Source organism: Pseudomonas paraversuta, assembly GCF_904063065.1.
Lineage (GTDB): Bacteria > Pseudomonadota > Gammaproteobacteria > Pseudomonadales > Pseudomonadaceae > Aquipseudomonas > Aquipseudomonas paraversuta.
The window spans coordinates 149285-162404 of the sequence record NZ_CAJFCL010000009.1; the positions used below are offsets into that span (position 1 = coordinate 149285).

General features: G+C 59.3%; 12 protein-coding genes. 6 read left to right on the top strand and 6 right to left on the bottom strand.

The features are described 5' to 3' along the window. Nucleotides 1–137 precede the first annotated feature (137 nt). The gene (locus JQ845_RS18805) at nt 138–512 is read left to right on the top strand and encodes a hypothetical protein (protein WP_010656693.1); all 375 of its coding nucleotides are present in this window, start codon (nt 138–140) and stop codon (nt 510–512) included. Between the two features lie 58 nt (nt 513–570). Here JQ845_RS18805 and fba read toward each other — a convergent pair whose 3' ends face one another. From fba to tkt, 5 genes are all read right to left on the bottom strand, one after another. Beyond that, nucleotides 571–1635 carry a class II fructose-bisphosphate aldolase gene (gene fba, locus JQ845_RS18810; RefSeq protein WP_004419605.1) on the bottom strand — a complete coding sequence of 355 codons (1065 nt, stop codon included), beginning with the start codon at nt 1633–1635 and terminating at the stop codon, nt 571–573. A gap of 259 nt (nt 1636–1894) precedes the next feature. Continuing rightward, nucleotides 1895–2113: a hypothetical protein gene (locus tag JQ845_RS18815; protein ID WP_004419607.1), complete on the bottom strand. Its 219-nt coding sequence runs from the start codon at nt 2111–2113 to the stop codon at nt 1895–1897. Between the two features lie 32 nt (nt 2114–2145). After that, entirely contained in the window at nt 2146–3309 is a 1164-nt protein-coding gene (locus JQ845_RS18820) for a phosphoglycerate kinase (RefSeq protein ID WP_004419608.1), read from the bottom strand. A 26-nt stretch (nt 3310–3335) separates the two neighbouring features. Next, nucleotides 3336–4391 (bottom strand): erythrose-4-phosphate dehydrogenase, encoded by a 1056-nt coding sequence (gene epd, locus JQ845_RS18825; RefSeq protein WP_010656695.1) that lies wholly within the window; start codon nt 4389–4391, stop codon nt 3336–3338. Between the two features lie 106 nt (nt 4392–4497). Continuing rightward, complete coding sequence (gene tkt / locus JQ845_RS18830; protein WP_203009348.1) at nt 4498–6495, bottom strand: transketolase; 1998 nt, start codon at nt 6493–6495, stop codon at nt 4498–4500. A 272-nt stretch (nt 6496–6767) separates the two neighbouring features. On the opposite strand from tkt, the gene JQ845_RS18835 reads away from it, so the two are divergent. The 4 genes from JQ845_RS18835 (at nt 6768) to JQ845_RS18850 (ending at nt 11264) form a co-directional block, all read left to right on the top strand. Next, nucleotides 6768–7763, top strand: coding sequence for an ArsR/SmtB family transcription factor (locus tag JQ845_RS18835; protein ID WP_004419611.1), 996 nt, complete (start codon nt 6768–6770; stop codon nt 7761–7763). 19 nt (nt 7764–7782) lie between these two features. Beyond that, entirely contained in the window at nt 7783–8973 is a 1191-nt protein-coding gene (gene metK, locus JQ845_RS18840; protein WP_004419612.1) for a methionine adenosyltransferase, read from the top strand. 163 nt (nt 8974–9136) lie between these two features. Then, nucleotides 9137–10801, top strand: coding sequence for an NAD-dependent DNA ligase LigB (gene ligB / locus JQ845_RS18845; RefSeq protein ID WP_203009349.1), 1665 nt, complete (start codon nt 9137–9139; stop codon nt 10799–10801). Between the two features lie 67 nt (nt 10802–10868). Further along, nucleotides 10869–11264 (top strand): DUF1090 domain-containing protein, encoded by a 396-nt coding sequence (locus tag JQ845_RS18850; protein WP_004419614.1) that lies wholly within the window; start codon nt 10869–10871, stop codon nt 11262–11264. Between the two features lie 107 nt (nt 11265–11371). Here JQ845_RS18850 and JQ845_RS18855 read toward each other — a convergent pair whose 3' ends face one another. Then, on the bottom strand, nt 11372–11821 hold the full coding sequence (locus JQ845_RS18855) for a c-type cytochrome (RefSeq protein WP_127196523.1): 450 nt from the start codon (nt 11819–11821) through the stop codon (nt 11372–11374). 121 nt (nt 11822–11942) lie between these two features. On the opposite strand from JQ845_RS18855, the gene mltA reads away from it, so the two are divergent. Beyond that, on the top strand, nt 11943–13097 hold the full coding sequence (gene mltA, locus JQ845_RS18860; protein WP_010656699.1) for a murein transglycosylase A: 1155 nt from the start codon (nt 11943–11945) through the stop codon (nt 13095–13097). Nucleotides 13098–13120: the final 23 nt, after the last annotated feature.

Below are 13120 nucleotides of genomic sequence, written 5' to 3' on the forward strand. Positions count from 1 at the left end.
AACTTACTCTGAAACACGTAGGACGCGTCCTGGAATGTAATTTCGCCTCGAGTGCCACTTGCTGCGCTGAAAGTCACGGGGCTATCTTCTTGAGTCGCCTCAGTCTTGGCTCGAATGATGGCCTGCGTGGAAAACCCATGAAAGCTTCCAAGCCCAAACGTATCAAGCGCGATGATCATCAATACGATGAAGCAACCCGGCGCATTCTCGACCGCCTGCGCGCTGCGCCCGCCCTGCTCGATGAGCTTGAACCTACCCGTCCCCGGAAAATCAGCCCCCGCTCTCCCTTTGCAGTGTTGCCCGACATCCCTGCACTGGAGGCCCTGGTGCATGTCTCAGTGATGCTCAAGAGCGCAGAAGAGGTCTCGGACGAGATCACTGAAATGGCCAGTGGCATCGAGCGCGGCTTGGTGTGGTCGCTGGTGCACTCGGTGGAAATGGCCCGTTCGCTGGTGGATGCACTGCTCCAGGGCAACGGCGTCGACCCGGAGCAATTACAGCGTCCCGGATGACGCCCACAAAAAAGCCCGCATTGCGAATCGCAGCGGGCTTTTTTTAAACGCCGGGGTCTTAGTTGACCTTGGCGTTCAGCTCACCTTTGAGGTAGCGCTGGTACATGGCTTCGAGGGAGATCGGCTTGATCTTCGAGGCATTACCGGCAGTACCGAAGGCTTCGTAACGTGCGATACACACGTCACGCATGGCGGTCACGGTTGCGCCGAAGAACTTGCGCGGGTCGAACTCGCTCGGGTTGGTGGCCATCAGGCGACGCATGGCGCCAGTGGATGCCAGACGCAGGTCGGTGTCGATGTTGACCTTGCGCACGCCGTGCTTGATGCCTTCAACGATTTCTTCTACCGGCACACCGTAGGTTTCTTTGATGTCGCCGCCGAATTCATTGATGATCGCCAGCCACTCTTGTGGCACAGACGACGAACCGTGCATCACCAGGTGAGTGTTGGGGATACGTTTGTGGATCTCTTTGATCCGGTCGATGGCCAGCACGTCACCGGTAGGTGGCTTGGTGAACTTGTAAGCGCCGTGGGAAGTACCGATGGCGATAGCCAGGGCGTCCACTTGGGTGCGCTTGACGAAGTCAGCCGCTTCTTCCGGGTCGGTCAGCATCTGGCTGTGATCCAGAACGCCTTCTGCGCCGATGCCGTCTTCTTCGCCAGCCATGCCGGTTTCCAGGGAACCCAGGCAGCCCAGCTCGCCTTCAACCGATACGCCGCAGGCGTGGGCCAGGGCAACAGTCTGCTGAGTGACACGCACGTTGTAGTCGTAGTCGGTCGGCGTTTTGCCGTCTTCGCCGAGCGAGCCGTCCATCATCACCGAGCTGAAGCCCAGCTGGATCGAGCGCTGGCAGACGTCAGGGCTGGTGCCGTGGTCCTGGTGCATGCACACCGGGATATGCGGGAATTCTTCGATTGCCGCCAGGATCAGGTGACGCAGAAACGGTGCACCTGCGTATTTACGCGCACCGGCCGAAGCCTGAACGATCACCGGGGAGTCAGTCTTGTCAGCGGCTTCCATAATGGCGCGCATCTGCTCAAGGTTGTTGACGTTGAAGGCTGGAACGCCGTAGCCGAATTCGGCGGCGTGGTCCAACATCTGGCGCATGCTGATAAGTGCCATTGTGTGTGTCTCTCCCGGACGAGGGTCGTTAATCGTGCAAGCCTGCCGTAGCGGCGGCTGCTATTCAAGTTATTGCAGATCGGGGGCGCGCCCCTGAAATGCGAATTCTGTTGAGCTGAAACGTTACAGCTTCAGCTATAGCTACTCGCTATTTAATGTGGGAGCTGGCTTGCCAGCGATGCAGGTAATACGGTCTGTCAGGCAAACCGCCTCGATGCCATCGCTGGCAGGCCAGCTGCCACAATATCTCTCACCCACTTTACGGGCACCCGTGCTCTTTTGAAGGTTGGGGCGACTCGTATTTCTCCAGCGCCTCCGGCCCTGAGCGTTTATTCACCAGCGGCACACTCTGCGCCTGCCATTCTGCCTGGTAGCAACCACTCTCTTCAGGGGTTGCAGCCTCGGGCGTCGGCTTGCTCGAACCGGCACAACCGGCCAAAAAGCCCGCAATCATTAACAGCGGTAACAACTTGACCATGTCGATGCTTCCTTTCAGGGCCTGAGTCATGTTCAGGCTTTGGCGCGGCTTTCCAGGATTTCAACGGCAGGCAATACCTTGCCCTCAACGAACTCGAGAAATGCACCGCCGCCGGTGGAGATGTAAGAAATCTGATCGGCAATACCGTACTTGTCGATGGCCGCCAGGGTGTCGCCGCCGCCAGCGATGGAAAATGCCGAACTTTCGGCAATCGCTTTGGCCAGCGTTTTGGTGCCTTCGCCGAACTGGTCGAATTCGAAAACGCCCACCGGGCCGTTCCACAGAATGGTTTTGGACGACTTCAGCAGTTCTGCGAAGTGCGCGGCCGTTTGCGGACCGATATCCAGGATCATGTCGTCTGCTGCCACGTCAGCGATCAGTTTGACCGTCGCTACAGCCGACTCAGCGAATTCCTTGGCAACCACCACATCAGTCGGCAAAGGCACGTTGACCTTGGCCGCGATGGCGCGGGCGGTGTCCAGCAGATCCGGCTCGTACAGCGATTTGCCCACCGGGTGACCCGCAGCGGCAAGGAAGGTGTTGGCGATACCGCCGCCCACGATCAACAGGTCGCAGATCTGGCTCAGGCTGTTGAGCACTTCAAGTTTGGTCGACACCTTGGAGCCAGCAACAATCGCCGCCATTGGCTTGGCCGGGGCGCCCAGGGCCTTGCCCAGTGCTTCCAGCTCGGCCGCCAGCAACGGGCCTGCCGCTGCAACCTTGGCGAACTTGGCTACGCCGTGGGTCGAACCTTCGGCACGGTGCGCAGTACCGAACGCATCCATTACAAATACGTCGCACAGGGCGGCGTATTGCTTGGCCAGCTCGTCGGCGTTTTTCTTTTCGCCCTTGTTGAAGCGCACGTTTTCGAACAGCACGATGTTGCCGGGCTCAACGTCGACGCCATCGAGGTAGTCGCTGACCAGCGGCACGTCGCGGCCAAGGGCTTTGCTCAGGTACTCGGCGACAGGCTTGAGGCTGTTTTCAGCCGAGAACTCGCCTTCAGTCGGACGTCCCAGGTGTGAGCAGACCATGACAGCCGCGCCTTTTTCCAACGCCAGCTTGATGGTCGGCAGCGAAGCAAGGATGCGCGCATCGCTGGTGACTACACCGTCCTTTACCGGGACGTTGAGGTCTTCGCGGATCAGTACGCGCTTACCTTGCAGATCGAGGTCGGTCATCTTCAACACGGTCATGGGTCGCAGTTCCTGAGTTTCTAATGTTAGAGAGCGGGGTTGGGGTGGGTAACGTGCAAATAGTGCTCTGCCACATCGATCATTCGATTGGCAAAACCCCATTCGTTGTCAAACCAGGCCAGCAGGTTCACCAGCCGTGGGCCGGAAACCCGGGTCTGACTGGCATCAACAATCGCCGAATGCGGATCATGGTTGAAATCACAACTGGCGTGGGGCAATTCGGTATAGGCCAACAAGCCTTTGAGCGGGCCGCTGGTGGCAGCCTCGCGCAGCACGCGGTTGACTTCCACGGCGTCGGTGTCGCGCGCCGTGACCAGGGTAATGTCCAGGCACGACACGTTTAACGTCGGCACCCGAACTGCTTTGGCCTGGATTCGGCCGGCAAGTTCCGGCAATAAACGTTCGATGCCTTTGGCCAGGCCGGTGGAGACCGGAATCACTGACTGAAACGCCGAACGGGTACGACGCAAGTCTTCGTGGTGGTAGGCATCAATCACCGGCTGATCGTTCATCGCCGAGTGAATGGTGGTGATCGACACGTACTCCAGACCAAACGCCTGATCCAGCAAGCGCAACAGCGGCACGCCGCAGTTGGTGGTGCAGGAGGCATTGGACACCAGACGCTCTTCGCCGGTCAGCGTGTGCTGGTTGACGCCGTACACGATGGTGGCGTCGACATCGGCGTCGCTGGCCATCGGTTGCGAAAACAATACGCGGGGAGCCCCGGCATCAAGAAAGCGCTGGGCGTCGGCGCGGGTGTTGTAGACGCCGGAGCATTCCAGCACCAGGTCAACGCCCAGCGCGGCCCAGTCGATCCCTTCCGGGGTGGCACTGCGGAACACTTTCACGCAGTCGCCATTGATATGCAGGCAGTCGCCTTCGATCCGTATCTCGCCGGGGAACCGGCCATGGGTGGAGTCGAAGCGCGTCAAATATTCGAGGCTGGCCATATCGGCCAAGTCATTGAGTGCAACAATTTCAAACCCGGCAGCGGCCCCTCGCTCAAACAACGCACGCAAGACGCAACGACCAATCCGGCCGTAGCCGTTGAGTGCAACTTTGTAAGGACGCGGTTGAGGCATGGGGTTCTCGAATTGTCGGGTGACGCTAATGCCATCGCGAGCAAGGCCGCGCCTGCAGAATGAATAACCATCCTGCAGGAGCGAGCTTGCTCGCGATCTGGCGCTTTTAGTCTTCCAGCAGCTCTTCAGCCTGACCCAGGATGTTTTCCAGGGTGAAACCGAACTCTTCGAACAAGGCAGGCGCAGGCGCCGACTCGCCGTAGGTGGTCATGCCGATAACGCGGCCTTCCAGGCCCACGTACTTGTACCAGTAGTCTGCATGGGAAGCTTCGATCGCAATCCGCGCGCTGACCTGCAGCGGCAGAACCGACTGCTTGTAGCCTGCGTCTTGAGCTTCGTAAACGCTGGTGCATGGCATCGAAACCACGCGCACCTTGCGGCCCTGTTCGGTCAGCTTCTCGTAAGCCTGAACCGCCAGGCCCACTTCGGAACCGGCCGAGATCAGGATCAGTTCAGGCTCGCCTGCACAGTCCTTGAGCACGTAACCGCCACGATTGATGTCTGCGATTTGTGCAGCATCACGGGTTTGATGGTTAAGGTTCTGACGCGAGAAGATCAACGCGGACGGACCGTCGTTGCGCTCCAGGGCGAATTTCCAGGCCGCTGCAGATTCCACCGCGTCGGCCGGACGCCAGGTGTCCAGGTTCGGCGTGGTACGCAGGCTGGTGAGTTGCTCCACCGGCTGGTGCGTCGGGCCGTCTTCGCCCAGACCGATGGAGTCGTGGGTGAATACATAGATCACACGCTGCTTCATCAGGGCCGACATGCGGATGGCGTTACGGGCGTATTCCATGAACATCAGGAAGGTAGCGCCGTAAGGCACCAGGCCGCCGTGCAGGGCGATGCCGTTCATGATGGCGCTCATGCCGAACTCACGTACGCCGTAGTACATGTAGTTGCCGCTGGCGTCTTCAGCCGAAACACCTTTGCAGCCTTTCCACAGGGTCAGGTTGGAACCGGCCAGGTCAGCAGAGCCGCCCAGCAGTTCCGGCAACAGCGGGCCAAAGGCGTTCAGGGCGTTCTGGCTGGCTTTACGGCTGGCGATGGTTTCGCCTTTGGCAGCCACTTCATTGATGTAGGCAGTAGCCTTGGCATCGAAGTCAGCTGGCAGCTTGCCGCTCAGGCGACGGGACAGTTCTGCAGCCAGCTCCGGGAACTCGGCGGCGTAGGCGGCGAAGCGCTTGTCCCACTCGGACTCGGCAACAGCACCGGCTTTCTTGGCATCCCATTCGGCGTAGATATCGGCCGGGACTTCAAAAGGACCGTGGTTCCAGTTCAGCGCCTTGCGGGTCAGAGCGATTTCTTCCAGGCCCAATGGAGCGCCGTGGCAGTCTTCTTTACCCTGTTTGTTCGGCGAGCCGAAACCGATGGTGGTTTTGCAGCAGATCAGCGTTGGCTTGTCGCTTTTGCGTGCAGTCTCGATCGCGGTTTTGATTTCTTCCGGGTCGTGACCGTCAACGTTGCGGATCACTTGCCAGTTGTAGGCTTCGAAACGCTTTGGCGTGTCGTCGGTGAACCAGCCTTCAACTTCGCCATCGATGGAGATGCCGTTGTCATCGTAGAACGCGATCAGTTTGCTCAGGCCCAGGGTGCCGGCCAACGAGCCAACTTCGTGGGAAATGCCTTCCATCATGCAGCCATCACCCATGAATACGTAGGTGTGGTGGTCGACAATGTTATGGCCAGGACGGTTGAACTGCGCGCCCATGACTTTTTCTGCCAGAGCAAAACCCACGGCATTGGCGAAACCCTGGCCCAGAGGACCGGTGGTGGTTTCAACGCCCGGCGTGTAGCCCAGCTCCGGGTGGCCCGGGGTACGGCTGTGCAGTTGACGGAAGTTTTTCAGGTCTTCGATCGACAGGTCATAGCCGGTCAGGTGCAGCAACGAGTAAATCAGCATCGAACCGTGGCCGTTGGACAGCACGAAGCGGTCACGGTCAGCGAATGCAGGGTTGCTCGGGTTGTGCTTCAGATAATCGCGCCACAGTACTTCGGCGATATCCGCCATACCCATAGGGGCACCGGGATGGCCGCTGTTGGCTTTTTGCACGGCATCCATGCTGAGTGCACGAATGGCGTTGGCACGCTCACGACGGCTGGGCATCGCTGTTCTCCTAGGTTTGGTAAAAACGAACTTAAATAAAACGGAACGCAAAAAAGGCGAGCATTTTCCCTCAGGCACTGCCCTCGGGGCAATGACAGATAGTCACTTGGGACGTTTTTCCTGTGCTTAACCGTTCAAGCTGTTAAGGATCGGACATTTCGTTTCGTTAATAGACACAACCCATCCGACAAACGCGCCATCCATCACCCAATATCGAAAAGTTTTGATATTGAACTTGCGGGCCGCGAACGGGGTAACTAGACTGCGGCCCCATGAACCTACACGCGCCTTCAATCCGCCACGACGATTGCGATGAGCTCTTGGCCCTGTGCAAGGCCGGAGGCGATCCGCTGCGACTGAATGTGTTGCGCGCGCTGGCCAATGATTCGTTTGGCGTGCTGGAGTTGACCCATATTTTCGCCACCGGCCAGTCAGGAATGAGCCACCACCTCAAGGTGCTGTCACAGGCGCAACTGGTGGCAACCCGACGCGAAGGCAATGCCATTTTTTATCGCCGTGCCCTGCCCCACACCGAACTGCCGGGCGGGAAGTTGCACGCAGCGCTGCTGGAAGAAGTCGACAACCTGACCCTGCCCACCGATGTACAGGCACGTATCAGTGCCGTCCATGGGCAACGTGCTGCGGCCAGTCAGGACTTTTTCTCGCGGGTCGCCGAAAAGTTTCGCGCTCAACAGGATTTGATCGCAGGTTTGCCGCAGTACCGGGATAGCGTCCTGGCCTTGCTCGACAAACTAAGCTTCAACCCAGCGGCCACGGCCCTGGAAGTGGGCCCCGGAGATGGCAGTTTCTTGCCTGACCTGGCCCGTCGCTTTCACCAGGTCACGGCACTGGACAACAGCCCGGCGATGCTTGAACTGGCCCGCCAGTTGTGTGAACGCGAGTCACTGGAGAACGTCAGCCTGATCCTCGCTGACGCTTTGCAGGATGCACAGATCCAAGCCGATTGTGTCGTTGTGAACATGGTCTTGCACCATTTCGCCGCACCGGCCGAAGCATTCAGGCAACTGGCCAACTTGTTGCGCCCTGGCGGTAGCCTGCTGGTAACAGAGTTGTGCAGCCATAATCAGGCATGGGCCCGCGAAGCCTGCGGTGATCTGTGGCTGGGTTTTGAACAAGATGATCTGGCCCATTGGGCCACCGCTGCGGGACTCGTTCCCGGGGAAAGCCTCTATGTAGGCTTACGTAATGGTTTCCAGATTCAGGTCCGCCACTTTCAGCGGCCGGCTGGCGACACTCACCATCGGTAAATATTAGGAAACCGTCGAGATGAGCGAATACTCCCTTTTCACCTCCGAGTCCGTGTCTGAAGGGCATCCGGACAAAATCGCCGACCAGATTTCTGATGCGGTGCTGGACGCCATCATTGCTGAAGACAAGTTCGCCCGTGTGGCGTGCGAAACTCTGGTGAAAACCGGCGTAGCAATCATCGCGGGCGAGGTCACCACCTCGGCCTGGGTTGACCTGGAGCAGCTCGTCCGTGATGTGATCACCGACATCGGCTACAACAGCTCCGACGTTGGCTTCGACGGCGCGACCTGCGGCGTGATGAACATCATCGGCAAGCAGTCGCCCGACATCAACCAGGGTGTTGACCGTGCCAAGCCTGAAGATCAGGGTGCCGGCGACCAGGGCCTGATGTTCGGCTACGCCAGCAACGAAACTGACGTGCTGATGCCGGCGCCGATCACTTTCTCCCACCAGCTGGTTCAGCGTCAGGCTGAAGCCCGCAAATCCGGCCTGCTGCCGTGGCTGCGTCCGGACGCCAAGTCCCAGGTCACTTGCCGCTACGAAGGCGGCAAAGTTGTGGCGATCGACGCCATCGTACTGTCGACCCAGCACAACCCGGATGTCTCCTACAAAGATCTGCGCGAAGGCGTGATGGAGCTGATCGTCAAGCATGTGCTGCCAGCCGAGCTGCTGCACAAGGACACCCAGTTCCACATCAACCCGACCGGCCAGTTCATCATCGGTGGCCCGGTGGGCGACTGCGGCCTGACCGGACGCAAGATCATCGTTGACACCTATGGCGGCATGGCCCGTCACGGCGGCGGCGCGTTCTCGGGCAAGGATCCATCCAAGGTTGACCGTTCGGCGGCCTATGCCGGTCGTTACGTGGCCAAGAACATCGTGGCAGCCGGCCTGGCCGAGCGTTGCGAAATTCAGGTTTCCTACGCTATCGGCGTCGCTCAACCGACTTCGATTTCGTTGAACACCTTTGGCACCGGCAAAATCTCCGACGACAAAATCATCAAGCTGGTACGTGAAGTGTTCGACCTGCGTCCATACGCCATCACCACCATGCTTGACCTGCTGCACCCGATGTACCAGGAAACTGCTGCGTACGGCCACTTCGGCCGTACACCGCAGGTCAAGACTGTCGGTGACGATACCTTCACCACGTTCACGTGGGAACGTACCGACCGTGCTGAAGAGCTGCGCACCGCTGCCGGTTTCTAACTGAACCTGCTGCACCAAAAGCCCCGTACAGGTGACTGTCCGGGGCTTTTTGTTATCTGCACGCGGGAGCCGGTTCGTTTGAAATACCCGGCAAAGCTCCTGGTGCGAGACGCAAAATACCTTCGCTAGGCTTAAGCATTCACCCCGGGCAAGGACGCTCATGATGCTCGCCTCACTTCGATTTATCTGCAGGTTCTGGCTCGCGCTACTGGCACTCAACGCACTGGCCGACACCTGCCCCGACCGGGCTCGATACCAGGCTCTGCAGCAACAGCTGGAAACCTGGGACGACAGCTATCACCGCCTGGGTATTTCACAGGTCAGCGACGCGGTTTACGACCAGTCCCGCACGCGCTTTGAAGGCTGGCAGCACTGTTTCAAATTTGCTGTTGTGGATAACCCGCTAAAAACCGCGGGCGGCAGTGTGCCTCACCCCGTGACCCATACCGGTCTGCTGAAACTGACCGATGAGAAGGCCGTCAAACAGTGGATCCAGGGGCGCCAGGAGCTCTGGGTTCAGCCCAAGGTCGATGGCGTAGCCGTCACCCTGGTGTATCGACAAGGGCAACTGCACCAGGTGATCAGCCGGGGAGACGGGCAAACCGGGCAAAACTGGAACCGGGCGGCACGGGCCATCAGCGCCATCCCCCAGCAATTGCTGCAACCTGTGGATATCGTGCTGCAAGGCGAACTGTACTGGCGGCTGCCCGGACATATCCAGGCCATATCCGGCGGCGTGAATGCCCGCAGCACGGTCGCCGGTCTTATGGCGCGTCATCAATTGAGTGCCGGGCAAGGGCAAGGTATCGGCCTGTTTGTCTGGGACTGGCCTGAAGGCCCCGACACCCAGGACGGGCGGCTCGCCCGACTGAGCACCCTGGGTTTTGCCGACAGCCAGGCCTTGAGCCAGCCGATAGAGAGTTTCGAACAGGCCCGGCAGTGGCGCGAACACTGGTACAACAACCCGCTACCGTTCGCCAGCGACGGTCTGGTGCTGCGCCAGAGCCGGCGCCCTGCGGCTGAACGCTGGCAGGCAAAACCGCCGAACTGGGCTGCCGCCTGGAAATACCCGCACGCTCAAGCCCTGGGCGAAGTTCGCAAGGTGACCTTCAAGATTGGCCGCACCGGACGCATAACCCCGATGCTGGAATTGATCCCGGTGCGCCTCGACGACCGCACCATCAAACGCATCAGTGCCGGTTCCTTCAAGCGCTGGCAGGCCCTGGACATCCGCCCCGGGGATCACGTGGCCATCAGCCTGGCAGGCATGACCATCCCGCGACTGGACCGTGTCGTATTTCGTACCAGTAAAAGGGTTGAAGTGCAGGCACCCGATCCCGATAATTTCCACGGCCTCAGTTGCTGGCAGCTGTCACCAGGCTGCGAGGGCCAGTTTTTGGCCCGTTTGAGCTGGCTGAGCGGTAAAAAAGGTCTGGCCATGCAACATGTCGGCCCCGGAACCTGGAATGCATTGCTTCAGGCAGGGCGAATCAACAACCTGACCGATTGGTTGACCCTGGATGCCGCGCAGCTTGCTAACATTGATGGCTTGGGCGAGCGTAGCACCGCCCGCTTGCTCGGCAGTTTGCATGCAGCCCGGTTACAACCGTTCGAACGCTGGCTGCGGGCCATTGGCCTGCCGCCGACTGCAGACGCGCCGTTGGGCCAGTCGTGGCAAGCGCTGGCGGCACGTGACACCTTGGCCTGGCAGGCACAACCAGGCATTGGAGCCAGTCGCGCGGTGCAGTTGAGTTCTTTTTTTCGCGATCCGAACGTGCAGGCTTTGAGTGAAGAATTACGCGCTGCCGGTATTGCCGGTTTCGACTAGAAACCCCAGGCCGCAGCATTACTTTTGAAAATTGTGTTTATTGTCATCTTTTGTCATGGAGCTCTTTATGAAACTTCTTTCCCCGCTCGCCCTGTTAACTGTCTGCAGCCTGCTGGCTGCTCCGCTGATGGCCGCAGAGCCTGCGCCGGAACTGACGGGCTGCGCAGCCAAGAAACAGGCCATCAGCCTGCAGCTTGAACAAGCTCGCGCCCACAACAATTCCGGCCAGATTGCCGGCCTGGAAAAAGCCCTGAGCGAAGTCACTGAACATTGCACCGACGCGGGCCTGAAGAAAGAACGCGAGAACAAGGTGCTGGAAGCCAAGCACGAAGTCAGCCAGCGCCAGGCCGACCTGGACAAAGCCATGAAGAAAGGCGATCCGGAAAAAATCGACAAGCGCAAAACCAAACTGGCCGAGTCGCGCAAAGAGCTGCAAGAGGCGCTGGATCAGCTGGATAAATAAGCCCCCTCTGCAGGAGCGAGCTTGCTCGCGAGCTCTTCAACATGATCACGTGACTGCGTGATCGCGAACAGCTCGCTCCTGCAGGACGGATTGCAGTTGCGGTTCACTCAGTGATTACGAAATTCCTTGTGACACGCACTGCAGGTGTCTTCGACCCTTTGCATTGCAGGGGTCAGGTTGCTGGCTTTATAGGGTTGTATCCGGCTAGCGACAACCAGCTCGCCTGTGGCAGCTTCCAACTGGCGAGCCAACTCCTGAAAACGTGCCTGTTTTTGCCAGACATCGTCGGTGGCGCTGGTTTGATCGGATTCCTTCACCTGCGGAAAATGCTTCCACGGCTCGTAAGCCAGGGCATCGAGCTTGACTGCTCCCTCGGCAAAGCGTGGTCCGTCAAAGGCGATCCTGCCACGCAACATGCCGCCCAGGTCTTCACTGGTCTTGAGCATTTGCTTGAAAATCGCTTTACGCTGGCCCAGCGGCGAATCGGGATCAACCCCGCCACACGCCGATAACGTCAGGCAGGCCAGTAATACAACAGTCAGTCGTTTAACAATCATGGTGGCTCACGTCACGGGAATCGGCCGCCAGTATCCTCGCGTCACACACAAAGACCAATAGCCCTATTGAATATAGGGTTTGCCTTGAAGGTCACTCGGCAAATCTCGAAGGAACCTGCTGATGAGTAAATTTTTCAAGCCTCTGGCCTGGGCACTGCCCGTTGTCATGTTACTGGCCGGATGCAATGGCACCGACAAGGATGCTGACAAGGGCAGCACCAAACCGGAGCCCCACACCACTTACAGCAAAGCTGAATGGAGTGCCCTGCCGCAAGTGACAGGCAGCGACCTGCAAAGCGGGTTTGCCTCATGGCGCAGTGCCTGTACCCGACTCAAGGCCGACCCTAACTGGGGAAGCGTGTGCAGCGATGCCGCCAAGCTGACAGCCAGCCCGAGCGTAGAGCAAATCAGCAGTTTTCTGCAGACCCATCTCGATGTGTACAGCCTGCGCTCGGCCGAAGGCAGCAGTGACGGGCTGATCACCGGGTATTACGAGCCGGTTTACCCCGGAAGCCTGAAACCCACCCAGGCCGCGAATGTGCCGATCTATGGCATTCCGTCCGACCTGATTGTGGTGAATCTGGACAGTATCTACCCCGAACTGAAGGGCAAGCGCCTGCGCGGTCGCCTTGAAGGCCGCGTACTCAAGCCTTACGACACCGCCGAAACCATCAACAGCAAAGGTCTGAACGCACCGGTGCTGGCGTGGCTCACTGATCCGATGGACCTGCAGTTCCTGCAGATCCAGGGCTCGGGCCGAGTGCAACTCGACGATGGTCGCCAGCTGCGCATCGGCTATGCCGACCAGAACGGTCATCCGTACAAACCCATTGGCCGCTGGCTGGTAGAGCAAGGCGAGCTGAAAAAAGAAGACGTGACCATGGGGACCATTCACGCCTGGGCAATGGCGCACCCGGAGCGCGTTCACGAGATGCTGGCCAGCAATCCGAGTTATGTATTTTTCACCCAGAACCCCGACAGCAACGAAGGCCCGCGCGGCTCACTGAACGTGCCGCTCACGGCCGGCTATAGCGTGGCGGTGGATCGCAAGGTCATTCCGCTGGGCAGCCTGCTGTGGTTGTCGACCACCCAGGCCGACGGCCAACCCATAGTCCGGCCGGTTGCGGCCCAGGACACCGGCGGTGCAATTGCCGGTGAGGTTCGCGCGGACTTCTTCGTCGGCACCGGCCCCCAGGCCGGGCAAATAGCCGGCGACATGAAGCAAAAGGGCAATATCTGGCTGCTGTGGCCTAAAGGCGCGGCGTTGCCACAGTAACCTGGTGCAGGAGCGAGCTTGCT